This is a genomic window from Akkermansia sp. N21116 (genome assembly GCF_029854705.2).
In the GTDB taxonomy this organism is placed as follows: domain Bacteria; phylum Verrucomicrobiota; class Verrucomicrobiia; order Verrucomicrobiales; family Akkermansiaceae; genus Akkermansia.
Genome location: NZ_CP139035.1, coordinates 2345506 through 2372292 on the forward strand (window position 1 = coordinate 2345506; position 26787 = coordinate 2372292).

Consider the following 26787-nt stretch of genomic DNA (forward strand, 5'->3'; position numbering starts at 1 on the left):
TCCTTACCATTGCTTTAGAAATGAAAAAAGAAGTTCTCTTTGTCCTGCTCCCCGACTTTGCCGACTGGGAAATCGCCTACATCGCGGCATTCCTGAATTTCGGTCTGGAACCAGGCCGCGCAAAATACACCGTCAAAACACTTTCGCTCAGTAAGGAACCCGTCGTGTCAATCGGCGGGCTCAAGGTTCTGCCCGATTACAGTTTAGAGGATGCACCATCAGACTACGCAGGGCTGATTCTAATAGGCGGCATGAGTTGGTTCACATCCGAAACCGTGAAAATCGTCCCTTTCGTCCAGACAGCTATCGACGACAACAAAATCGTGGCGGGCATCTGTAACGCCTCTGTGTTCCTTGCCATGCATGGATTTCTCAATGAAGTGAAGCACACCAGCAATGGATTGGAATATCTGAGACAATTTGCCGGAACCAATTACACCGGCACCGCCAACTACCTCGATAAACAAGTTGTCAGCGACCACAGTATCATCACAGCCAGTGGTCTCAATCCCCTTGAATTCAGCAAAGCCATCCTTGCCGCACTGGAGGCCGATACCCCGGAGATGATCGAAAAGAATTACCAAAGGTACAAAACGGGGATTTGGATACCTTGACATCCGGGACTCTCCCTCCACCATCCAACAAAAAAACCGGCAGAAAGGGAAACACCCCTCTTCTGCCGGCTTGGATATATTGGATTAAAACAACTTGTCTCCGTTCCGGAGATCAAATTCCGGGTGAAGGCCAGCCCTCACGACGCCGGCCAGTTCCCCGGTTACTTTAGCGGATTTCTTCAGCGCCGAAGTACGGCACCAAGGCTTCCGGGATACGGATTGAACCGTCGGGCTGTTGATAGGATTCAACCAAAGCGACATACAGGCGGGGAAGAGCCGTTCCGGAACCATTCAACGTGTGGCAGAAACGGTTTTTTCCGTCGGCATCCTTGTAGCGCAATTTCATGCGGCGAGCCTGATAATCGACAAAGCAGGAGCAAGAGGAAACCTCCAGATACTTGCCCTGTCCCGGCGCCCAGACTTCAATATCGTAGGTCTTGGCAGACGAGAAACCGAGATCCCCCGTACACAGCTCAATCACACGGTAGTGAAGTCCCAGCTTCTGCAGGATTGTTTCCGCATCGGCCAAGAGAGATTCCAATTCGTCAAACGAATGTTCGGGGGAAACAATCTTGACCAATTCAACCTTGTCAAACTGATGGATGCGGATCATCCCCCTGTTGTCGCGCCCGGCACTGCCGGCTTCACGGCGAAAACAAGGCGTATAAGCCGTCATCTTGATGGGAAGCTGGTCTTCGGAAACGATCATGTCGCGGTACAGGTTCGTGACGGGAACTTCCGCCGTCGGCACCATGAAATACTGCTGGTTTTCCGTACCGTACATGTCATCTTCGAATTTCGGAAGCTGACCGGTGCCTTCCATGCACTCACGCTTCACCATGAAAGGAACCCCCACTTCCTGGTATCCGTGTTCACGGGTCTGGGTATCCAGCAGGAAGTTGATCAGGGCACGTTCCAGCCGGGCTCCTGCGCCACGGTACACGACAAAGCCGGAGCCCGTGATGCGGGTAGCATCTTCAAAAGAAATCATTCCCAGCTTTGTGGCAAGTTCGACATGGTCTTTAGGTTCGGCGATTGCAGGTTTTTCACCCCATTTTTTAATTTCGGGGTTACACGTTTCATCAAGACCGACCGGGCATCCTTCATGAGGCATATTGGGAATACCCATCAGAAGCTCTTCCTGTTCCAGAGCAGCCTGAGCAGCAATAGCGTCAAGCTCCTTGATTCGCTCGCCTATGGTACGCATGCGAAGCTCCAGCTCGGAGGAATCTTCGCCATTTTTCTTCATCATGCCAATCTTCTTGGAAGTGGCATTCCGTTCGGACTGTAAACTTTGCTTTTCCGTTTCGGCATTGCGGCGGGACTCGTCGCACTTCAAGACGGCATCCACCAGCATCCATGCCTCGCCGCCACGCGGTTTGAGGCGTTCCTTGACCATTTCAGGGTTCTCACGAATTATGCGAATATCGAGCATAGCCCGCTCAGATTGCACTTCACACACCCACGAAGCAAGTCCGAATTCCGTTTCTCATCGGACAATTTTATTTCTTTTCCACGGGAAAATTGATAGGATATAAAACCATACCACGTAACTGTTGTACTCATGATCACCGTCAAAAACTTTGCTCTTTTCTCTTGTTCCCTTTGCTGCCTGGTTTCCGGAGTCGAAGCTCTCGACATCGTTTCCATTCCTCAGCCGCGTTCCGTTACGGACGCTCCGGGGCAGTTCAATCTGTCATCGACGGCTACCATCGCCGCCGGCAAAGAGTTGCACAATGAACTCATTTTCCTGGGAACTGCTCTCAAAAAATTCGGCATGCAGGTCAAAACCGCGCCGGACACCTCCGCACGATTTGTTCTCAAGGTAGGAGACATCCCCGGCAAGGAAGCCTACAAACTAACTATTTCACCCAGGCAGGTCATCATCCGGGGAAGCGATCCGGCAGGTGTTTTTTACGGTATCCAGACCCTCCTGCAGCAAATGGAGGACGCCTCCGGCAAAGGTATAAAAAATCTGGATTGCGGCATCGTTGAGGATTCTCCCCGCTACGGATGGCGAGGATTCATGCTGGATGAAGCACGCCATTTCTTCGGAAAGGAAAAAGTCCTTCAAATCCTGGACAATATGGCGAAATACAAACTCAATAAATTCCACTGGCATCTCACCGACGAACCCGGCTGGCGCATGGAAATTAAAAAGTATCCCAAGCTTGCCACAGTAGGCGGCCAGGGATCCTGGAGCCGCCCCAATGACAAAAACGTCCGTTATTATACCCAGGCTGAAATTCGCGATATCATCAAGTATGCCGCCGACCGCCACATCGAAATCATTCCTGAAATCGACATGCCAGGACATGCCACTGCCGCTAACAAAGCCTACCCCGAATACTCCGGAGGCGGTACCAAGGACCACCCCGAGTACACATTCAATCCCGGCAAGGAACAAACTTACTCCTACCTGACCGATATCCTGCAGGAAGTTGCTCACATCTTCCCTTCACCTTACATCCACCTCGGCGGTGATGAAGTCGCCTTCGCCAGTAAATCCTGGGACGATATCTCTGAAGTACAGCAACTCAAAGAGAAAGAAAAGCTCAAATCCAACAAGGATGTCGAACGCTACTTTGTCCATCGCATGACCGACAATCTCAATAAAAAAATCGGTAAAACCGCTATCGGTTGGGACGAAATGCTAGAAGTCCACGCTCCACAGGATCAAACAATCCTCATGTGGTGGCGCCATGACCGGGTTCCGATCCTGAAGAAAGCCCTTGAGGCCGGTTATAGGACGATCCTCTCTCCGCGCCGTCCTTTGTATTTCGATTTTACCCAGCATCAATCCCACAAATGGGGACGCACATGGAACGGGTTCTGCCCTCTTCAGGACGTCTATGAATTCCCGGACAAAGGCCTGGAGCAGTGGAAAATCCCGTCCGATCAGCAAAAACTCATCATGGGTGTCCAGGCCAATGTCTGGACGGAACGCATTGACACGCCCAAGCGCCTCGACTTCATGATCTGGCCACGCCTCTGCGCCGTCGCGGAATCCGGATGGACTGCCCCGGAAGTGAAAAACTACGACAATTTCCGCAAACGCATGGAAAATGCCTACGCCTCGTTCGACAAGCAAGGTATCTATTACTTTGACGAACGCGACCCGTCCCGTACTCCGGAACCCGTCGGATGCAACAAGGATAACAAGGTCATACCCATGGATTTCCGGGACTGATTTTCTCTCCCGTACAAGGTATTTCCGGGAACGTGCTAATTGCGTTCCCGGAAACCTCGGGTATTGCACCTCCGGAGTCCTGCTGATAATCTTGCCGAAGATGAGTGATCCCGCCCCCAACCGATTGTTCCTGCTGGATGGCATGGCCCTGGCCTACCGCTCCCACTTTGCCTTTATCACCAATCCCATCCGGAATTCCAAGGGGCAAAACACGTCTGCTATCTTCGGATTTGCCAACACCCTTCTCTCCATACTCGACCAGGAAGCCCCTACCCACCTCGCCGCATGCTTTGATACGTCGGTTCCTACGGAACGCCATATCATCTATCCGGAATACAAGGCCAACCGGGAATCCATGCCGGAGGACCTCCGTGCCCAAATCCCGGAAATCATCCGCATGCTGGAAGCTTTCCGTATCCCTATTCTCCGGATTGACGGTTACGAAGCGGATGACACCATCGGCACCCTCACCCGCATGGCGGATGAAACGGACGGCTTTGCCTCCTACATGGTTTCGCAGGACAAAGATCTGGGCCAGCTCATTTCACCTTCATGTTTCCTCTGGCGTCCCGGCAAACGGGGAAATGAACATGAAATCATCGATGTCCCCACTCTGCTTGAACATTGGAATATTAAGGAACCTTCCCAGGTCATCGACATCCTCGCCCTCATGGGAGATGCTTCCGACAACATCCCCGGCATCCCCGGCATCGGAGAAAAAACGGCCAAAACCCTCATTGAAGAATTCGGCTCTGTTGAAAACCTCCTTGCCCACACGGATCAACTCAAAGGCAAACGCCGGGAAAACGTCGAGGCCAATGCCGACAAAGCCATCCTCTCCAAAAAACTGGCCACCATCAACCGTCACGTACCGCTTTCCGTCGGACTGGATGCCCTCGTTCGTCAAACTCCCGATGAGCCGGCTCTGCGCAACTTCCTTCAGGAATACGAACTCCGTACCATCCAGGCACGTCTCTTCGGCAAAAATCCCCCCCGCAACGCTCCCGCCAATCTTCCCCCAGACGACCTCTTTGCTCCGGTCCGTTCAGCTTCCGAGTCCCTCGACGATTCTGCGGGTCATCCCGTTACGGTACAGTCCGATGGGCAGCTCACGCTGTTCGAGGACCATCCTGTAAAAACCGTCAACGATATCCCCCACGACTACATCCTCATCAACACGGAGGAAGAACGCCTCCGCCTTGCCCGTCTCCTCGAACAGGCTCCCTCCTGGTGCTTCGACACGGAAACGACCGGATTGGATCCTCTGACGGATTCCCTGCTCGGTATCGCCTTCTGCATGGAACCCCACAAGGCATGGTATGTCTCTATTTCCGATCCATCCGATCTGGAACCCTTCCGTAGCGTCTTTGCCGGACCTGCGGAAAAAATCGGGCATAACCTTAAATTCGACATCAAAGTCATGCGGGCGGCCGGCATCAAGGTTGCGGGCCCCTTCTTCGACAGTATGCTGGCGCATGCCCTCGTCAACCCCGGACTGAAGCATGGCATGGATTCTCTCGCGGAAACCATGCTCTCCTACCAGACCATTAAACTTGCCGATATTGCCCCTCCCGGAGAAGGCAAGGGAGTGTTGGATACCGCCGCTGTCCCTGTCGAAACCATGGCTCGTTACTCCGCCGAAGATGCAGACATCACCTTCCAACTGGCTGGCCTCCTTCGTAAGGAAGTCCGTGAAAGCGGTATGGAACCTCTCTTTATGGAGATCGAAATGCCTCTCCTGCCTGTCCTTGCCGACATGGAATTCGAAGGAGTCCGCATCCTTCCCAAAGCCTTGGAAGACGCTTCCGATGCCATGACAGGCTACCTCGAAGATCTCATCCGAAAGGTCGAACAAGCGGCTGGGCACCCGCTCAACCTCAATTCCCCCAAACAACTCGGAGAATTGCTCTTCGGAGAACTCAAATTGGTCGAAAAACCCAAGAAGACAAAAACCGGGCAATTCGTCACCGATGAAGAAACCCTCTCCACTCTGTCGCAAAAGCACGAAGTCGTTCGTGACATTCTCGCCTACCGTGAAGCAGCTAAACTCAAAGGTACCTATCTCGATGCCCTGCCCCGTTTCATTTCTCCGGCAGACGGACGCATCCACTCCCAGTTCCACCAATTGCTTACTGCTACCGGGCGTCTCGCCTCGCAGGATCCCAACCTGCAAAACATACCTGTTCGCTCCGATCAGGGTAAATTGATTCGTAAAGCATTCGTCCCGAGATCGGATGAATACCTCATCCTCTCCGCCGACTATTCCCAGATAGAACTGCGCATCATGGCGGCCCTCTCCGGAGACGAAGCCATGATCCATGCCTTCCGTGACAATCGCGACATCCACACCGAAACCGCCTCCCGCGTTTACGGAGTCGCCCGGGAAGACGTCACCTCGGACATGCGCCGGGCCGCCAAAATGGTCAATTTCGGAATCATCTACGGCATCTCGGCATTCGGGCTTTCCCAGCGACTTGGTTGTCCGCGCGCGGAAGCAGCCGCCCTCATCGAAAACTATTTCACCCAGTTCCCCGGAGTCAAAGCCTACATGGACACCTTGATCGAAAAAGCCACCCGCCTCGGCTATGCCGAGACACTGTGCGGCAGGAAGCGCATGCTCCCCGATCTCCAGTCCGCCAACAAAAATATCCGTTCTTCCGCCGAACGAACGGCCATCAATACCCCCATCCAGGGCACGGCGGCGGAAATGATCAAAATCGCTATGATCCGCGTCCATCGCCTGCTTGAACAAACCCGTTCCCGCTTGATTCTGCAGATTCATGACGAACTTCTGATCGATCTCCACAAGGAAGAGCAGGAATTGGTCTCTCCCATCGTAGAAACCATGCGGACTGCACTCGTCCTCCCGCATGGCGTCCCAGCCTCCGTAGAGGCCCAGACAGGAGCAAACTGGCTGGAAGCCCATTGAATCCATATCTACCCTTCCCTCTCCCTTTATGATCGAAATTATCAAACCCACCCCTTCCGACGCCGCCACCAAACGGATTCTCATCGAATGGTTCAAAGCCGCACGTCCCAAATGGAAACTACCGGCCGATATTTGCATCGGTACTTTCTTTACGGCCATGACCATCTATTCGTTCATGCAGACTCCGGTTCCCTTCTTCACATGGCTGGCTCTGGGGGGAGCCTGCCTCTCTTTCCTTGCCGCATTCGCCTACGTTCCTTTCCTGGCAACCATGGCCCTCAATGCCAATAAAAAGCTTCCTTCTTATTTCAAGGAAAAAACCTACCGGTTTTATCCGACCCATCTTGAATATTCCTATGAAGGAGCCCAAACCGTCACCATTCCATTGGAAAAATTCACGGAAGTCCGCCTCACGGGAGACTTCGTTCTCTTCCTTATCGGTGACAAACTTGCCCTCTGGTTCTCCCAAAATGACGTAGGTCGCGGGGACTGGGATACCATCCTGCGTTTCCTCAACAACAATAACGTCGTCATCAAGGGAGAGCTCTCCCCCCGGTAATATCCGGCTAGCCCTCCGTACCATTCTCCATGTTGATCTGCTGCCTTGCCCCTCTCCCCGGTTCAGCGCCTTGCGATATTCGTTCCATGGCTGAATTCGTCGTTCGGGAAAGCCTCTCCGCTCATCAACACGGTGCATCCGTTATCCTTTGGCCGGAATACCTCTGGGCATTCTGTTCCGATGTCAATACTGCCACTCCCGCGTTACTCGAATCCCTCCTTTCTCCACTCAAGAAGGAAAAACTATTCGTCCTCGCGGGAACTTTGCAAATCGTTTGTTCCGAGGGAAAAGCTCCCTCCAATACCGCCCTGATCCTCAGCCACGGCCAATGGTATCTGCAGGACAAGATCGCTCTGGCTCCCCGCGAAGCATCCATGACTTCCACACACGCCATCCGTCTTTTTACTATCAATGGATTGCGTATTGCCACCCTGATCTGTATGGACGTGGAAATGCCCGAATTGGGAACTCTGCTCAAACAGCAATCCGTCGATATCCTGCTCGTTCCCTTCTGCGTAGAAGACGAGGAAGGAATACGCCGTATTGCCGTTTGTGCGGAAGCCCGGTCCATCGAACTGGGATGCTACACTGCCATCTGCCCTCTCCTGGGTACTCCCCCCGGCAATAAGGCCGAAGCCATAGGCGACATCCAATTCTTCCATCCGGCGCAAAAGGCTTTCGCCAATGTTCCGCCTCCCGTCATCGAACGTACCCAAATCCTCTTGACGGGAACTTGCCCGATCGATTCCAAAGCTCTGCGTCTTGCCCGGCGCAACTGGATGGAATCCACTCCTTCAACATCCTTCTGTTCAGGAATATCTGTAAAATCATCCGATTCGGAATCATGAAAAAGGGCTGCCCCAGCCTCATTCCGGCGGGACAGCCCTTCCACTCCCTGGGTGTTCCTATTGTATTGCGTCTACTTCAGAAGTTGTACCGGTAGCCGATGCTGCCGCTCGCCGATGTCATCCCGCTGCGGATGTCCGCCGTAGCATCCACGAATATCGTCCCCTGGTCGCCCGAGGGAAGGCTCAATCCTGCCCCGAACTGGAGCCCCGTCGTCCCTGCCTTATTCCCCTTCACTTTGCGGCTGAAGCCGGGATTGGACAGGAATCCTACGTTGCCTTCGCTGCGCGTGTCACCCAGGTCCTGCGCCACCTGCACCCGGAGTTCCCCAAGCGATTCGCGGCCGAACACGTTCCCGCCGACGATCCCCATCAGGCGACCGCCCACGGACACCGTCGCCGATGTTCCTTCAAGACCGCTCACCCGGAGCCCCGCGTTGCCGGCCCCCGTCTCATCGTAATTGGCAACTTCGCTCCGCATCACGCTCACATTGACCAAGGGCTGGAAGATCGCATTGTTCTCCTCGTTCAAGGCAATGTCGTAGGTCGCTTCGTACATCGCTCCATACGTAGAACCGCTCGTCGAGCCGTGTCCCGTGTAACTGCCTTCTCCGTAGTTGACGGAACGGTCGACCGTTCCGTCGCTCCAACCCGCCGTCACGATGAAGTTGTGACCCCATTTGCCCTTCTGGTACCGGGCGAACAGGTTCGCGTAGTAGATGTCCAGGTCGCCGCTCAAAGTGTCGGCTCCTTCAGAAGTCAGTTTGCCATAGCTCGCCGACATCGCCAGCCCCACCGTGAGCCTTTCGCTCAGGTTGGCATCCACACCGAAGGTTCCTCCCCACGTGTTGTACTTGAACCCGGCAAAGTCCCCCGAATCAGCCAGACGATTGTATGTCCCCGTGGCTTGTACCCAGGCGTTCCACAGCGGCAGTTCGCCGTCGTAGTTGTACCCTTCGGGAAGTCCCATGGTCGTCATCCGGTTGCGCAGCAGGGTCTGCTGGTAACGGTAGTCCGCCTGCTGGGCCCCCAGAAGGCTCGTTACCGTGCTGCCGGCGGCGGCTGCCATCTTGTGACTGGCCGAGGAAGCATCGCCTGCCTTCACGTCGTCCATGATGGAGGAAAGGATCAGGTCGAGGTTGCTGCCGCTCTTCTGCAATCCGGCGTTCCACAAAAGTTCGGCCCCGACTCTGGCTGTATCGCTCTGGGCATAGTCGAGCAGCTTGTTGTTGTCGCTATGGACCGGATTGGCAAGCAACGTCTTTCCATCGGCTCCGACGAAAACGGTCGCCGTCGAGTAGAAGAGAGAAATACTCTTCTCAAGAGAAACCTTCCATTGATCCATGACCGTTCCGGCGGCAATCGCGTGATTGTCGGCAGTATCCAGAAAACCGTTGCCTGCCGACATGATCACAAGGTCTTCCAGGGGGAAATTCCAGCCTTCGGAATCATGGTTGATTAAACTGAGATTCATCTCTCGGGACAGGGAAATAGTTCCCGTCGTGGTGAGGCCTCCCTTTTCGGATGGAATAACCATTCCGAATGTACTCCCCTGCCCGAATGAAGCGTTTCCTTCCAGTTTCAGCGTAACGGATGCCACAGCCAGTTCGGGATCGGTCGCCCCGAGAATCAAACTGCTCCCCGAACGAACAGTCAGTTCCCTCGCCGAAGTATCGGTCAACAGGGAAAGAACCGCCTTACTCCCTTCTACGGATCCCACCGTCATATTCTGGAAAGCCGCTCCGGCAGGATCGATACTCAGGCCGCCTTCCCGAACATCAAGCTCAATAGAATTCTGATCCAAGAGACCTGTACTCCGGTCAAGATTCAGTAACTGAGTACCTTGCCCCAGTTTAACAAGCGTTCCTTCACCGGACAATTTACCTTCGAAAACGGCATCTTCATCCGTATCGATCGTCACGGTAACACCTTCATTCAAAATCAGTCCCGACTGACGGGAACCGTTCATGCCGGCCAGTGACAAATCGGAACCGGCATCGATATACCAGCTCTTTCCCGTCTTAATGGCAATGCCTTGTTCAAGAACGGAGCCTTCCGAAAGAAGCAACGAACTTCCTTCTCCCATGACAATTGTCCCCGTCCCCTTCAAAGAGGCGGAATTACCCAGCTTGCTGGAATTGTCCGTTCCGGTCAGGAGAATCGTTCCTCCTTGCAGCGTTGCCGTCGTATTGCCGCTCATCACCAGATTGCCTGTTGCCAATTCACCTCCGATGTTCAGCTCTCCCTGATCCCGGACAATAGTTTGGCCTCCTACTTCCGTCATCCTGCCGAGAGACAAATTGGACGTTCCCTCTACCACAAGATCGCCGGAAACCGACGAAACGCCGCCAATGGACAACGCCCCCTGCTGGACAGTCAGATTGGAAGCACTTACATCCCCGGCGATATCCAGTGAGAATTCACCTGTTTTGACAATTGCGGCCGCCCCACTCATGCTTCCGGCATAATCCGTATCCATCACCGCATTCTTCAACTCAACGGTGACGGCCGAAGATGTCCCCGTATCGATCAAAGCTCCGGTGGCCCAGGTATCGCTCTTCAGTTCCTTGGCAACAAGTCTCTGACCGTCTTCGAGTTCCAGAGTAAGATGACCGTTGACAAAGAGTGAGGGATATGGCGACAACGTATCGGGAGTCCGGATAACTTTGTCATCGTCCTTTCCGACAATATAAGGATAATCAACATCTTTTCCCGAAATGGTAACGGTACCTCTATCAAGTCCCAGAAAGCGGTATCCGAGACTTTCCAGATAGGGATCGAAGGCAATGTCGCTATCCGTCACAGCTCCGGTAATGATACCATTGGTCAGCATAACGTAGTACTGGTCCACCTGGGTTGTCAGGAAGGATTCAATGGAGGAAACATTCAATGTCAACGCCCCCAGATTGAGCTCGCTGGAGGAATTATTGAATTTAACAATGGGAAGAGCCATCGGATTTCCCTGCGTATACAGGTTGGCTTCTCCAAGCGTCAATGTTGCAGCATCAAGACTGATGCTCCCATCGACACCGGAAATGGAACCTCCGGCTTTCGTATTCAGGGATTTAATATTGGAACCGGCAAGATTGCCCAAATCCGACGCGGTCGAAGTCAGGACATCGACGTTCTTTCCTCCCGAGTAATTCTCCATATGGTGGAGATTCCCTCCATTGACAACGATGGTATTGGAATAAGCGAGAGATGAAAAATCCAACCCTCCGCCTGAAACCGTAATACTTCCCGTGTAGGAAGAAGGAGTATCGTGATTGAGGACAGCTTTTCCGGTTCCCGTTACATGCAGGTTCAGGACACCTGAAACACGGGACAAATCCGTAGCTCCAGCATTGTTCACAACGAGAGTGCCATCCCCTTCGATCGAACCAAGCCATGTGCTATCCTGCGTTCCGTTGCCAAGACGGACTTCCTTGCCTCCATCGATCGTTAAAGTTCCGAACGATGTATTGTTGCCGCTCAGGGTAAGCGTTCCCTCACCGGATTGACGCAAGGAGGAACTCCCCGTTACGGAAGCGCCCAGTTCGGCATCTCCGGCATAATTGACGACATACTGGGCTCCTCCCCCCAATTCTACGGCCTGCCCCAGAAGTACGGAGGCCTCGGCGTCGCTGTTCAGGAATGAAACCATCTGCGACGCAGAGAACTTCATATCTCCGGCAAATCCGCTGACATTGCCGGAAAATGTCACGTGAATTCCGGAATCATCCAACCCGGAAAGCATGCCGTTCCCGGTCAATATACCCGACAACACAATGCCATTGGTCGCGCCGCCATTCGCGTGGAATGCCGCCCCATTGTCGCCGATCTCAATATCGACAAGCACATTGGCCAGTCCCGATGCGTTGCCGAAGAAGACAGCCGCACCGTCAAGAATAAGCTTCGAAGCGTTATCGAACGATGCCCCTCCAACATTGAACAGGTTATTCGATGTCAGGACACCGGGGGTCGATACGGATGACCGAAGTTCAAGTTCACCCGAGAATCCGGAAAAACTTCCCGTCAGGCTGGTTGCCCCGCTTGTCCCCTTTTTCAGGATCGTACGTGTTCCGGCATCCGATTTCAGGAGGGAAATGTCCAGAGAATCATTCCCCAAATCCAAGAGAAGGGCGCCGCCTTTCACGGTCAAATTCTTTGTCATGGATCCTCCCGACATAATCGATAACATGCCCGCCCCCGTCTTCTCCAAAGCAAGTCCCGACTCGGCAAGCCCAGTTGCCCAGACGACGTTATGCGAGACATCGCCGCCAACGCAGATTTTTACCGCGCTCTTGGAAAGGGTGTCCAGGATCCCGGAAATATCCTGATTGCCGGTAGTTCCATAATCGAGGACTCCTCCATTGAACGATATCTTCTGGTTGTTACCCAGCGTCAGCATATGATCACCGGCAGAACCTAGCGTCAATGTCCCATCATTCAGGACAATGGAGCCGGTTCCCAAACCGCCGGAAGAAACAAGAACGATTTCCCCGCCGCCAAGAGTAACTCCGCCGGAGAAAGTATTGGCAGCCTTCTGATCAATAGTGAGTTTTCCCGTACCGCTCTTGTCGAGCATGCCTGTTCCGGCAATAGTTCCTTCCCCCGTCCACGTATAATCGGTGGATTCGGCATCCATAATGATTTTTCCTGGGGAGACACTGTCCCCGGCCCCGGTTCCGATCGTAATCTCGGAGGAAGCCACTCCGGCTATATCCGCAAAATACGCTTCTTTGGAATTGGCGAACTGCTCGGAACCATCCATCCAACCTGCAGCATTGGTACTCCATGTCCCATTTCCGGACGCATCTCCCGTCCAGCTCAGCGACGTCAGGCCGCGAACACTCAGATAAAGAGTATCGTTGATACTGGAAAACGTATAGTACTTCCGGATACTTTCATCCAGAGCAGTCGCCCATGAAGCAGACGCGGCCAACGCATCATATGTTGTACCGTTCAACTGTCCGCTCAAGAGGATATACTTTCCGTCGGACGAAGGGATCACGGCTCCTTCTCCGGAATTATCCAGCGTCACCGTAAATCCTTCTCCAACGCTCAAGGAACCGTTGATCGTCAGAGCGGCGCCGTTGGAGCCGGACATCAGGGACGAGGAGGAAATACTCAAATTGCCTGTCCCCGTCGACAGAGAACCGTCAACAACCTGCAGGGATTCCGCCACGACGAAATCCGCATTCCCGGCATTGATACTGCCTCCGAAAGTCCTAGAGCCCACTTGGGATGCAAAGCGCACCTTCTGGACATCGGTCAGAGTCAGCTGCCCGGTGTATTCCGATGAATCACCGGTAAATGCCAGCACTCGCGTACCCGTTGCCGAAGCATTGAGAGAGATCGCCAATGGACCGTTTCCGGCAAGCCCGCCGGCAAAAATCAATTCCCTGGAGCCCTTTAATGTCAGGGAGCCTCCCTCACCGCCAAAATCCGCCGTTACACGCCCACTCAAAGTCATGGAGGAGGAAGCCCCCGAAAAAATCTGAAGCGTCGTAGCCGAGGCACTGGCTTTCAGGAAAATATCATTGTTGATCACAAAGCCGAAAGTTGTCTGGGCAGCGGGCAGACCGGAAAAATTGACCGAACAATTCTTCGCATTGTATGTAGAATCCGTACCTCCGATATAGACATTCCCCGTCCCCCAGGGCGTCAACGTCTGCCCCTCCGTCAAAACAACATTGTTTACATTATATTCGACCAAACTAACCTTGTCGTTTTCGGAGTAGAAACTGGTATCGCCTACATAAGAGTTGGTGATCCAGCCTCCCCGTTGCCGGAAAGTGTTATTTCCCTGGTCATTGACGATATGGAGATTGCCAGTTCCCGTAATCGTTTTGTCGTAATTGATCGTACCGTATGTCAATCCGTCAATACGGACGGTTCCGCCGGTTCCGGCATCTAGAACGATCGAAAGATTGTTGCTGCGGGAAGAACCATTGCCATTCACCAGGGAAAGGCGAGTCTGGTCTCCCATCGTCAACGTTCCCGTTCCGCTAATGTTCGTTGCTGATCCTGTAACGCTCAATCGCGTACCCTCTCCTTTCAGGTGGATATTCAACGTCCCGGAATAAGTAGCACCCTCTCCCAAGACAACAGTTCCCTTCTCGACGGTCAGCGTGGAACCGGATGAATTACTAAAAGCGGCGGAAGTCAAATTGAGCGTCTCATCCCCCGTCTTGACGAACGAACCGGCCAACTTGGAAGTAGCCGTCAATGTCGTTGCCGCACTGGTATTGAGAATGATCGATCCGGTACTGCTCGTCAGAACACCGGAATACGACGTACCGTTCAATGTCAGATTCCCGTCACCGGACTTCGTAATGTTATGTGTATAAAGCGTTTCGTCCGTCGATTCCAAAGTAACGCTCAATCCGGATCCCACTTCGACGAGGACATCCCCCGTACCTTCCGTCTTACCCAGATATAAATCATTCTTCAATCCGAGAATCCCGCCGGAAAAGTTGATACTGGCGTGGGTTCCCAACGCATTGGCTGCACCAAGGACAAGTTTACCGTCGGAAAGAACGACGGAACCGGTATAATCGGGATTCGACATATTGATCTCAACCGTGCCGGTTCCATTCTTATACATGGTAAAACTCCCGGACAATGCTCCGTTCGTTCCGCTCTTCTGATTGAGCACGTAAGTATCCTGGTTATTGTCGAAGGTGACGATTCCTGGCGCAATATTCGATGCCACTTCAACCGTATTGGCAGCAGGCAGCGTACCGACATCGCCGAATGTCACGACATTGCCGTTCTGGAACTGAACGGCCGTTCCCGACGAATCTCGCCAATTGGAAGTTGTCGTATCCCAGATTCCGGTTCCCCCATCGAGATTCCAGAACAGGCTTCCGCTGTTTTTTTCCACGGTTAGAACCAATTTGTTGGCCTCCGGAGTCACCGAATATGTGTAGTTCTGGGCAATCGACGAATTCAGGAACGCCGTAGACAATGCGCCGGACGCCCACGATGCAACGTCAAGTGTCCCGGTGGCCAGAACGTAAGTGCCATCCAGATCCGTATGAACCAGCGGGTCAAAATCTCCGCTCAGGCTGAAACTGGATACTCCGGAAGAAGTAATGTTGCCCGACACGGCCAGCAAGGCCGTATCGGTTCCTTTCAACCCTGCCAGGGCATCGACATCGACGGTAAGCATGCTTCCTGTATTCAACGCCAATCCCATCGAGAGATTGGCGCTTCCAGCCGTCCCGGTAATATCAAGCCTCTTACCGGCATCAAGCGATAGAACTGGACTGACAAAGCTCTCGGTCGCGGCGAGATTTCCTCCCCGGTAAATCGTCGTCACTCCATTGCCCAAGGCTGCTACGGAGGCTATTTTGAGCGTCCCTCCGGATGTGACGATCGTACCGCCGGTATGCTTGTTCTCACCCGTTAAAACAAGGGATCCCGCACCGCTGGTACTCAGCCAGCCCGAACCTGACAAAACTCCGGAAAGAGTAATTTGTGCAGCTGTCGCCGCGGTTTGCGTACGTTCCTGAGTCTCACTGTTGACATCATATTTCGTCGTGTCGAAATTGACGGGAGCTCCGCTTCCTTCCACAAGATTGATATTCAAGGCGCATTCCCAATCGGCAGACGCAGCCAGAGTGCCACCTGAAAGATTGAGGGCGTAGGATGATTTTGAATTCTTGGGGGCATACCGGATCCCATTAACGCCAAGAACGACCGTTCCTCCGTCCAGATTGAACACGCCATTAGAACCATCTACATCGCGATTGACATAAATACCCTTGGCCCCCATGAAACCGTCGCCGGATACATGCAACGTTCCGGTACAAGCGCCCTGCGCTAAAATCACCATATCCTCCAGAAGAATACTCCCCGATGCCAAATTCAATGTGGAAGTTTTCCCCCAATTGCCCAATTGAATCGAAAACGTCGTACCACTGTTAGTGTGGGAATCATGCCCCAGGACAGTCAGCTTCCCCCCGTTCATATTAAGCGTCATCGCTCCTCCCCCATTCTGTCCCAAACCTAAATAAATCTTCAGGGACACATCCGTATTCTCCGAAAAATTCAGAGTTCCGGTGTGCATAATCAACGAGCCGTTCACCGTTGCGCTCCCGGTCAGGTCAAACGCCGTCGTCGCATTTGCCGTTTTTACGTAAATCCCCCCGAAAGTTCCATTATTCAATTGCGCCGAGCCGCCATTCAAATTCAATGTCGTGATCGTAGAACCAGCCGTATTGAGAACGTTGGTTCCCGATGTGAGATTCATTGTCGTAATCGTCGACCCGGCAAAGAGGGACAACGTCGCCCCTGACATAGTGGCGGTAGCGGCAGTCGTCTTGACATTGTTAAAAATCAATTCTCCTGTGGTCAGGGTGAGCGCCCCCGTCAAATTCAGGAGGGTAGTCTCGGACGTTCCCGTCGAATCGACAGTCAGTTTTCCTTCGGACAATGTCAAATTGGTACCGGCAATGGTCGTCTCATCCGTAATGCTGAGAGTAGAACTGTCCGCAGCCGCCTTGACCGTTGCAGAATCACTATCAGCCCAGGCGGCGCCATCGTTCCAGGCAGTCGTAGTATTCCAAGTAGCTGTTTTTGTATTACCACTTAAATCCAATGACTTATCAGCTGCATAGGTGACAGATAAGCAGGCGAGAAGAGCCGATAGAAGGTAAACAGGAAGTCTCAGTTTCATAGGAGTAAGAGAAGATGGTAGTATCTCAATCTATCGATTTACTCATCCGCTGTCAACTATTCTTCTTACAATGAGACAAAAGTATAATTATATGATAATAAGTATTTTACAAAACGGATTGTTTTTACAGACATAAAAAATAAATCTATCATCATTCATTTTACATGATTATTATCAATATGTGGTACTGAATTTGAGCGGATGAGTAATCCGCTATACATCTTTCATTTTTTGCATTATCAAAATAATACAAAATTTTATCAAATACGAGAGAAATTTCTCTTCAGCAAATGTTTTAAACTCCAGGATCTTTCTCGACCTGTAATTCAGATTTGCTGGTAAAAGCAGGATGCTAGTTCCCTTATGCGGCAAATCTCATACCGACCTCCTTCATAAATTCGTCTTTCCATAGGATGATGTTATGAGACTGTTCTCCGATATGTTTCGCTTTGTCACAGCCAGAATGTATGCGGAACTCTTCGACATCCCCTATCTCTTCCTTAAGCTACGACAGAACTTTCACAGAGAATCTGGTGCAAAACCATCGATTTGATCATCCGCTGTCAACTGTTCCTCTCATAACGATAAAAAAATGGAATTGAATAATAATAAGGGATTTGTAAATCCATTATTATTACCCGCATGAAAAGGAGAAGCTATAATTCACCTATTTTACATCATTATTATCAGCATGTAACATAAAATTTAAGCGGATGATCAATCCGCTATTGTCTAGTTATGTCCGCATAAAAAACGGAAATGCGGAATTTCCAATTTTATCGAATTTATGAGAGCCAACACCACCTATTATTTCTTTGTGAGTCTGTTACTCCTATTCATTTTGGGAGAACTTCCTGCTTTTTCCCAGGGAGCTTTTGGAGTTACCCGGGAAGCACTTGATGCGTCTTTCAAAAGCGCCAAAGATGCCAACGGCAATCCCGTAACAGTTCTTGTGCGCCCCAGTGATCTGTTTGGCAAGGAAATCACTACGGACATCCGTTCACTTATCCGATCGGGGGAGTGTCAACTAAGTGCTTCCAGATACCAGCCGATTGTCTCTCTGAATGTACCGGGATCGTCCTGTTCCGGCTCTTTTCAAATACCTGTCCGAGGGAAGTATAGACTCGAATTGACGATTGGCAATTCTTCCAACATATCATTCCCGTTCGATATCACGGTAGGCAATCAAAAATATACATGGCAATCACATAACGGAAAACTCTTTGGACTGTTCACCTTTATCGTTTTGAGAAACATACCGGTTGAAAAAGGGCCATGCACCGTCACCATCACACGGTCCGAAAACGAACAGGGCCCGGGAGGACCTCTAGTCATTTCCTCGATCAGACTCATCCCGGAACAAATTTCCGAAACATGCGTGACCATACGTCCGGAAGCTGCCTGGGTAGAATCGAAAGGCCCGCGCCGCCTGTTCCAGGACAATACAGCAAGCCTCGGAAAATTTCAGGAAAAAGGAGCCGGTGCTGACTGGGAAATCAATATACCGATTTCCTCACTCTACGCGGTTGAAGTCGATTACAAATCGTCCCTCTCCTATGCAAAACCGTTCTCTTTCCGGTTACACAACTGGAATCGTCAAGCAGGCTCCGTCCCTTCCTTTCAATGGAATGCCGAACCAACAGGCGGAAAATACATCACAAAAACAATAGGTATCGCTAATCTGATCCAGGCCCCCAACAAAGCCAGCCTCGTTCCCGAAAGCAGCCCTTCTCCTTCGGAACAGGACGACAACCCAGCTATTCTCGCCATTAAATTACGCCCCATTTCGGAACAGGATGCCTCCACGCTCCGGCAGTTGCTTTCCAAAAACATGCCTGCCGGAACATCCCCTTCTCCCGCCAGTAAAAAGGAAGAAGAATTTGGTATAAGCACGTTCCCGGAACTCTCCGCTCCACCTGCCATGAATGGGGAAATGCCATTCCTTCAGGAATTTACGAAAAATTATGAAATGCGAACCAAAAACCTGAACGACAAATACGTCGCATCTCTTAAAAAACTCCAACAGAAATATGTCCAGAACCAGGACTTTTCCGCTGTTGCCGCTATTCAGGAACTCATTTCCAATCCGGATAACTTGATCCCCCCTCCAACCAAAGATATATCCGAGGCTCAAACATCCTCCAATACTTCCGTTCCGACAGATAAACAGGATTCTGCAACCACCGCTACCCCTAAAAAAGAGGTAGTCTTTGCCATGAGCGATACATCGTTTCTCGGTCGCTGGAAATCAACAACCCAGGATACCGTTTATACATTCTGGACTCGAAAACGCGTCAAATGTGTCGAAAACGGCAAGCGCAGCAAGAAAGCGAAATCGTATTACCGGTACGGCAATTATTTATCGGTCTTATCTGACGAAGGGAATTTAACCACAAGAGTTTATCAAACAGACAAGGATACCCTCAATATCGAAGGGAAAGAATTCAAACGATTGAAAGGAGAAGAATAACCATGAAACTCGCACCATCATTTCTTAACGCCGTTCTTTGGACAACTGTTTCCGTATCGCCTTCACTCCTGTATGCCTCCGACACAGACGACCTGCCGAAAGAAGCCTTGAACATGGCGCGTATCTACGCCAGTCAAAAAGCAAAACTGGAGGAACAAATCAAGCAATCCTATCTCCAGCTCCTCCGTCAACGACAAGCCGAATATGCTCAAAAGCAGCAATTCGATCAAATCGCCGAAATCCAGAAAGTGATCCAGGCTGCGGAAAGCATGCCTCCTTCGGAACTCTTCGCGCCTAAAAAGCAAGAAATACCCATCCGCCATCTCGTCGGAACATGGGAATACATTCACAACGGTCAACCAACTATTTCCATTACGATCAATCCTGACGGAACATGCTCCCGATACAACAAAGATCAAAAAGCCGTACTGGGAGCATGGCAGTGGGCATTCCAGGTCAGAAAAATCGGAGAAAATAAGTTCATTTTCTACTCTCCTAGTACCAACTCCATCTTAGGAAGATTCCACTTCGTCGATGACGATACGATTGACATGCCATACGGTGGATCTGCCTTCTTCAAAAGAAAAAAGCAATAACATGCGGCACTTAACTCATACCCAGCACTACATCCATGAATCAGAAAATCAGATGGACTCTCTTCATATTATGTCTGCTTTTCCTTGGTAGCAGTTTACAAGTAACCTATGCCCAGGGATTTGGCCGCACTAAAGAAGAACTTGAACAATCCTCTCAAAGGGAGCGAACTCGCCAGCCCCTCAAAAACATATCTCTGTTCCGCCCCAGCGAACGATACAAAGCTGAAATTCCCCTGCCTCTCAAATCCCTCACATACGAACAAGGAACCAGGCTGGAATTTTTCCGATTCCTGCAGGTTGCCGGGTACTTTGATTCCAAAGGCTCAACCGTCAGAGGAAATTTTAAAATTCCCGCTGACGGCACCTATAATCTGGAACTGCTATACTGCACAAAACCGTCTCCCTCTCCCTTTACCGTTAAAATCGGGAACCATACCTTCAACTGGGCAACAGAATTCTCGTACTCCTTTCAACCCTATACGATAGGTCCTTTGAAGCTTCCCGCCGGAGAATGCCCTCTGGCTATCATCCAGCAAAAGGATCAACTCAGTTCTCTTTACCTCACTTCAATCAGGTTGCTTCCGGCACATATTCCCTCGTCGCCACTCGTGCTGAGAGCCGAAAGCATCAACATAGAGGCAGACGGACCGCATTGCAGTTCTCAGGATAACGTCCTTGTCTTGAAAAATTTCAAGGATAAAAAGCGAGGAGGTTTCTGGGTAATCGACATTCCGGAAACGGGTTCGTACGCGGTGGAAGTCGACTACCAGTCCCGACTGGAATCTCCCAAGGATTTTGTAGTTTCACTCCCCTCCAATTCCACGAGTATTCCTTGGAAAGCGGAACCGACACAAGGACGGTTCATGACGAAAACAGTCGGCGTTCTGCAACTGGACAAGGGTAACTGCAAAATTTATCTCAGCGCGGAAGAACCTGTCATGGAATCCGATTTCGGGATCCTTCTTCTTACGTTGAGGCCTTTATCCTCCCAGGAAGCCGTCGCCGTGAAGGAAACCCTCAGACAGGAAGCTCCTGCCTCTACTGTCTCCTCCTCCCCTGCACCGACTCCTCCCCCTCCTGCTAGAAAAAATCTCGATTTCGGAGTAGCTGTTTTCCCGGAACTTGCAAAACAACCCGAAACTGAAAAAGATCTCCTCTCCCTGGATCGTTTCACAGAAGTTTACAAAACAAAAACAGAAAGCTTAAGAAACAAATACATCGCCACGTTGAAAAAGCTTCAACAAAAATATGTGCAATATCAGGATTTTGCGGCTGTTGCAGCCATTCAGGAAATTATCAAAAATCCGAATACTCCGCCAAAAGATACCGGACTCCCCAACGAGGCAATCCGCTTCGCCAAAGCCTACGAAATTCAAAACAATCAGCTTGAAGAACAAATCAAACAATCCTATCTCCAGGAGTTGAGACAGTTGCAGGCCGGTTTTGCCGAAAAACAGCAATTCGACCAAATTGCCGAAATCCAGAAGATCGTCAAAAACGTGGAAGAAAAGTCGCCGAAAGAACTTTTCACACAACAACGGGAAAAATCATCCATCCGTTATCTCGTCGGAACATGGGAATGTATAGACAAAAACAACATCCGTACATCTATTACGATTAATCCGGACGGACAATGCACAAGACTGGATAATGGACAAAAACCAAAGGCTCAATGGGGATGGGCTTTCCAAGTCCGGAAAACAGGTGACAATCAATTCATCTTCTTTTCTCCATCCATCAAAGAAATCCTGGGAAGATTCCACTTCGTCGATGATGATACGTTCGACATGCCATGGCATGGTTCATGCCTCTACAAAAGAAAAAAGGAATAGTTTGTGAAAATCTTTTATTGCGCCTTCTATTCCTTCTTCTTGTCACAAAACCGTCATTATTCATCCCCCATTCATTACCATGGTCAACATGTTCTCCTCTCCACATTTCCTTCTCTCTGCCTCTAGGAATGTCCTTGTTTGCCTGATGATCATATCACCAGGATTATCACATGATCTCAAAGCAACGGCAACCAGACCTGGAGAAGAACATACGGTACAACAATTCATAGAATCGCAAGCCAAGCCATCCTCTCGAATCAAGCGTGAAATCTGCCTTCATCCTCTCAACGTTACACTGTCCAAAGGAGCCAAGCAGGAAACTTTCTGTGGTCAGTCCATTACCGGAGGATGGAATTACAAGGGAGCATCAATGAAAGCCAAACTGCCTATTCCTGCTACAGGAACCTACGTTATTGAAATAACCTATACGAAAGCAGTGCCCGAATCTCTTGCCTTAACCATTACAAGCGGAACTAAAAAGGAAACATGGGAAATCCCCTCGGGCAGTACTCCCTACCTCCGCTCTGCTGTACTGGGGTCTGTATTGTTATCACAAGGAACAGCAAGTTTTTCCGTAACAATGGAAAAAGCTCCCTTAAGCGATACAGTCGGTGCTTTTGGAATTGCAGCTGTTCACTTCATCCCACTTGAGCTTGCCGATGAAAATTCTATTTTCCTTCGTCCCGAGGCAGCTAGTCTATTCGGGGGAACCCGTATTGAGACTAAACACATCAGTCCAATCATCGGTTACTTTGACAGAAAAGGAGCCGGAGCAAGTTGGAAACTCAATTTACAGCAAGCAGGTACCTATCTCGCAGAAATTGATTACGATTCCGCCCATAATCCGGGAAAACTCATGTCGATTAAATCGGAAACATCGCCTCCCTTTTACTGGAGAACTTTGAAAACAATTCCTGGAGCCATATCCATATCCATGCCCATTGGCGTTTTCACGTTGCCCGCAGGTCCCGGTTGGATCGGATTTCGAGTTGAGGAACCCTTCCAATTGACGGGAATAGGTGGAGTCATGGGATTCAATCTCTTGAAATTAAGACGCCTGACATCAGCCGAGGCTTCTTCTTTCTCTCTAGCTTTTAAGGGAAATACACAATTGCCATCAGGAAACAATCAACAAACAGATAGACAATCATCTACCAGTATTTCACCTCCACCTCTTACAAATATACCTTTGCATTCCGAATTCTCTAAAGTATACGCAAAGAAAAGAGATGTTCTTCAACGTAAATACATATCCTCTCTGAAAAAATTCCAACAAAAATATGCAAAATCCCAGAACTTTTCCGTTGTTTCAATTATTCAGGAAATGATCAATGCCCCGGAGTCTTCCTTACAAATCGCCACACTTCCACAAGAAATATCACGTCTTGCCATAGCCTATAAAAACCAAAGGGAACAGATTGATGAACAAGTAAAACAGGCCTATCTGAAAACCCTCAAACAAAGTCAGGCTCAATACGCTCAAAAGCAACAATTCGATAAAATAGTTGAAATTCAGGAAGCTGTCAAAATCGTTGAAAAAACATCCCCTTCCGAACTCTTTACGGATACGAACGAGGAATAAGAATTTTCTTAAGGCAAGTTAAAATATGAACACATGTTTATCCTATGATTGATTTAGCGAAACGATTTTTCATCATCTTTATTTTACTCTTTGCCATAGCGATATCCGATGCTGCGGTAACCGTTTATTCATGGAAATACACACCGGACGGGGCCCAGATCAACGCTCCAGGATGGCTTAGTGCATTCAAGTATACAAAAGGTGATGAATTTGCCATTTTGGGATTCGGGAATACTCCCTTTAAGGGGGAAATGACCGAATTCCCTGCCGGTTTTACTGTCAGCTTTGATATAAAAAGCCTCTCCAATATCAATATTCAAGGGCAAACACTCTTGAGTTTATATCTCAATCATGACGATAATAACTATCCTCTAGAATTGAAATTCAATGAAAAAGGAAAACTGTATCTCTATAATAGGTTATATGGAGCCGTTTCCTTTGGCGGAGAAGAAACCGGAAATGCCAAATTCATCGATACTGGTTTGACTTGCAAGACTCTTCGAGCGAACAAATGGACTAATATCTGCATCGTTTCCAATTTGTCCGCACATACCCTCTCCGTCTACGTCAACAAGTCCTTAATTGCTTCTATCACAGATTGGAATCCAAAACATCCGGCACTTACGGGCGCTCAATTCGGAAAATCTTTCGGAAACACCCCCTCTCTAAACGGTACGATAGAAATTAACAACGTCAATTTCTATAACGATGCCGTTCCGCCTGGATCATCACTTTTCTCAAACATGCCGCACATATCGGAGTTCTCAAAAATGTTCAATTCGCGTGCGAGAAATTTAAAAAACAAATACATAGTTGCCCTCAAAAAACTTCAGCAAAAATATATCAAAAAACAAGACTTTGCCTCAGTCTCTCTCATTCTGGATATCCTCAAGGATCCTGATTCACCGGTCGCGGAAGAACAATTGCCCCAGGAAATACTCAACCTTGCCACAGCCTACAAGATTCATAAAGATCAAATGGGAGAACAAATCAAACAGGCCTATCTAAAGACCCTTCTCCAGCAACAAGTCCAATATGCTCAAAAACAACAATTCAACAAGCTCATTGAGATTCGAGAAATAATCCGAACCGTTGAACAAAAATCTCCTTCCGAACTTTTTATGATCATGAACAATGAATAACAGCAAGGAATTCATAAAGAATATCTAAAAAATGAGGAAAACCGTGACCAGATAAACACATTTTATTCTATAAGCTATTTAATGAATCGACTTTCCATCTTTTTTATTCTCATCTTTGCCATTGCAATATCCGAGGCCGCCACTCCCGTTTATTCGTGGAAATACACACCGGAAGGAGCACACATTAACGCAACTGGATGGGATATGACCTTCACATACAAACCCGGTGACGACTATGCTAGTTTTGGCGCCGGAACTATACCGTTTCATACAAAATTGACCGACTTTCCCGCTAGTTTTACTGTCAGCTTCGACGTAAAAAGTCTCTCCTGTGCCAACTTGAATGGGAAAACGCTTCTGAGCTTGTATTCCAATAATAATTACTACAGTTCCGATACTCATTCTCTCCAATTGCAATTCAACGACCAAGGGAAACTTTATTTCTACAATATGATCAATGGCGCCGTGTCCTTTGGAGGAGAGGAAACCGGAAATGTCAAATCCATCGATACTGGTTTGACCAGCCATGATCTTCAGTCGGACAAATGGATCAAATTCTGCATCGTTTCCGATTTGTCCGCACATACTCTTTCCATCTACGTCAACGGTTCCATGGCTGGTTCCATCACAAACTGGAACCCGAAACATCCGGCCCTTACGGGCGCCCAGTTCGGTCAAGCATTCGGAAAAGTCCATACCATGAGCGGCACGATAAAAATCAACAACGTCAATTTCTACAACGATGCCGTTCCGCCAGGTTCTCTCTTCGCCGACATGCCGCTCATGCCGGAGTTCTCAAAAATGTTCCATTCGCGCAGTGACATCCTGAGAAACAAATACATCGCTTCTCTCCAGAAAATCCAGCAAAAGTACGTCAAGAAACAGGACTTCGCCACCGTTACACTGATCCAGAATATCGTCAAATCTCCCGATTCTCCGGTCAAGGAAGAAAAGCTTCCCCGGGAAGTACTCCGCCTTGCCACGGCCTACACAATTCAGAAAGAGCAGCTGGGAGAACAAATCAAGCAGGCTTATTTGAAAACAATTCTCCAGCAACAAGCCCAATATGCTCAGAAGAAACAATTCGATAAAATCGCTGAAATCCAAAAAATAATAAAAACAATCGAACAAACATATCCATCCGAACTTTTTATGAAAACAGACAAGAAATGACTGTTAAATGTTCATGAGACGTATTCTTAAGAAAGAAATAAACCATAACATAGTCTATCCATGAATCGACTCCCCTTCCTCTTGATTTTCCTCTTTGCCATAGCGATATCCGAAGCAGCCACACCCGTTTATTCATGGAAATACACACCGGATGGGACACAGATCAACGCCCCCGGATGGCTTAGTTCATTCAAGTATACAAAAGGTGATGAATTTGCCATTTTCGGATTCGGGAATACTCCGTTTAAAACGGAAATTACCGAGATCCCTGCCAGTTTTACTGTCAGATTCGATATAAAATGCCTTTCCAATATCAATAGCCAAGGAAAAACACTCTTGAGTCTGTATCTCAATAACGATACTACCGATTATCCTCTAGAATTAAAATTCAACGAAAAAGGAAAACTGTATTTCTATAATAGGTTACATGGAGCCGTTTCTTTTGGCGGAGACAAGACCGGAAATGCCAAATTCATCGATACCGGTTTAACGACCAAGAATCTTCAGTCGGACGAATGGATCAAATTTTGCATCGTTTCCGATTTGTCCGCACACACTCTTTCCATCTACATCAAAGATTTACTGACTGGTTCCATCACAAACTGGGATCCAAAACATCCGGCACTTACGGGCGCCCAATTCGGAAAAGTGTTCGGAATCACCTCATCTCTGAACGGCACGATGGAAATCAACAACGTCAATTTCTACAACGATGCCGTTCCGCCGGCGGCCTCACTCTTCTCAAAGATGCCGCGCATGCCGGAATTCTCAAAAATGTTTCATTCGCGCAGTGATATCCTGAGAAACAAATACATCGCTTCTCTCAAGAAACTCCAGCAGAAATATGTCAAGAAACAGGACTTCGCTACCGTTACACTGATCCAGAATATCGTCAAATCTCCCGATTCTCCGGTCAAGGAAGAAAAGCTTCCCCGGGAAGTACTCCACCTTGCCACGGCCTACACAATTCAGAAAGAGCAGCTGGGAGAACAAATCAAGCAGGCTTATTTGAAAACAATTCTCCAGCAACAAGCCCAATATGCTCAGAAGAAGCAATTCGATAAAATCGTCGAAATCCAAAAAATAATAAAAACAATCGAGGAAACATCTCCCACTGAACTCTTTATGACAATAAAGAAAAAATGACTATTGGTCGTCCATAAAACGTTTTCTTCAAAAATAGATCAACC

At 49.5% G+C, this 26787-nt stretch carries 14 protein-coding genes; 12 read left to right on the forward strand and 2 right to left on the reverse strand.

The window, feature by feature from the left end; genetic code table 11:
* The first annotated feature begins 20 nt into the window (after positions 1 to 20).
* Complete coding sequence (locus QET93_RS09095) at positions 21 to 614, forward strand: type 1 glutamine amidotransferase family protein (protein WP_280132110.1); 594 nt, start codon at positions 21 to 23, stop codon at positions 612 to 614.
* Positions 615 to 780: 166 nt separating this feature from the next.
* Here the strand turns inward: QET93_RS09095 and serS are convergent, their stop codons facing one another.
* Positions 781 to 2049 (reverse strand): serine--tRNA ligase, encoded by a 1269-nt coding sequence (gene serS / locus QET93_RS09100; protein ID WP_280126304.1) that lies wholly within the window; start codon positions 2047 to 2049, stop codon positions 781 to 783.
* A 129-nt stretch (positions 2050 to 2178) separates the two neighbouring features.
* Between serS and QET93_RS09105 the strand changes: the two genes are divergently transcribed.
* The 4 genes from QET93_RS09105 (at position 2179) to QET93_RS09120 (ending at position 8140) form a co-directional block, all read left to right on the forward strand.
* Positions 2179 to 3804: a beta-N-acetylhexosaminidase gene (locus QET93_RS09105; RefSeq protein WP_280132109.1), complete on the forward strand. Its 1626-nt coding sequence runs from the start codon at positions 2179 to 2181 to the stop codon at positions 3802 to 3804.
* A 100-nt stretch (positions 3805 to 3904) separates the two neighbouring features.
* Positions 3905 to 6733, forward strand: coding sequence for a DNA polymerase I (polA, locus tag QET93_RS09110; protein WP_280132108.1), 2829 nt, complete (start codon positions 3905 to 3907; stop codon positions 6731 to 6733).
* A gap of 28 nt (positions 6734 to 6761) precedes the next feature.
* A complete protein-coding gene (locus QET93_RS09115; protein WP_280132107.1) occupies positions 6762 to 7292 on the forward strand; it encodes a hypothetical protein in 531 nt (176 codons plus the stop codon).
* A 29-nt stretch (positions 7293 to 7321) separates the two neighbouring features.
* Positions 7322 to 8140 carry a nitrilase-related carbon-nitrogen hydrolase gene (locus QET93_RS09120; RefSeq protein WP_280132106.1) on the forward strand — a complete coding sequence of 273 codons (819 nt, stop codon included), beginning with the start codon at positions 7322 to 7324 and terminating at the stop codon, positions 8138 to 8140.
* Between the two features lie 76 nt (positions 8141 to 8216).
* Here QET93_RS09120 and QET93_RS09125 read toward each other — a convergent pair whose 3' ends face one another.
* A complete protein-coding gene (locus tag QET93_RS09125) occupies positions 8217 to 16802 on the reverse strand; it encodes a hypothetical protein (protein WP_280132105.1) in 8586 nt (2861 codons plus the stop codon).
* 787 nt (positions 16803 to 17589) lie between these two features.
* On the opposite strand from QET93_RS09125, the gene QET93_RS09130 reads away from it, so the two are divergent.
* From QET93_RS09130 to QET93_RS09160, 7 genes are all read left to right on the forward strand, one after another.
* Positions 17590 to 19272, forward strand: a complete 1683-nt coding sequence (locus QET93_RS09130) for a hypothetical protein (RefSeq protein WP_322189955.1) — start codon at positions 17590 to 17592, stop codon at positions 19270 to 19272.
* A gap of 2 nt (positions 19273 to 19274) precedes the next feature.
* Positions 19275 to 19868, forward strand: a complete 594-nt coding sequence (locus QET93_RS09135; protein WP_280132103.1) for a hypothetical protein — start codon at positions 19275 to 19277, stop codon at positions 19866 to 19868.
* A 35-nt stretch (positions 19869 to 19903) separates the two neighbouring features.
* Positions 19904 to 21700: a hypothetical protein gene (locus QET93_RS09140; RefSeq protein ID WP_280132102.1), complete on the forward strand. Its 1797-nt coding sequence runs from the start codon at positions 19904 to 19906 to the stop codon at positions 21698 to 21700.
* A 79-nt stretch (positions 21701 to 21779) separates the two neighbouring features.
* Positions 21780 to 23282 carry a hypothetical protein gene (locus QET93_RS09145; RefSeq protein ID WP_280132101.1) on the forward strand — a complete coding sequence of 501 codons (1503 nt, stop codon included), beginning with the start codon at positions 21780 to 21782 and terminating at the stop codon, positions 23280 to 23282.
* A 44-nt stretch (positions 23283 to 23326) separates the two neighbouring features.
* Positions 23327 to 24424 (forward strand): LamG-like jellyroll fold domain-containing protein, encoded by a 1098-nt coding sequence (locus tag QET93_RS09150; RefSeq protein WP_280132100.1) that lies wholly within the window; start codon positions 23327 to 23329, stop codon positions 24422 to 24424.
* Between the two features lie 204 nt (positions 24425 to 24628).
* A complete protein-coding gene (locus QET93_RS09155; RefSeq protein ID WP_280132099.1) occupies positions 24629 to 25597 on the forward strand; it encodes a LamG-like jellyroll fold domain-containing protein in 969 nt (322 codons plus the stop codon).
* A gap of 60 nt (positions 25598 to 25657) precedes the next feature.
* A complete protein-coding gene (locus QET93_RS09160; protein ID WP_280132098.1) occupies positions 25658 to 26743 on the forward strand; it encodes a hypothetical protein in 1086 nt (361 codons plus the stop codon).
* Positions 26744 to 26787: the final 44 nt, after the last annotated feature.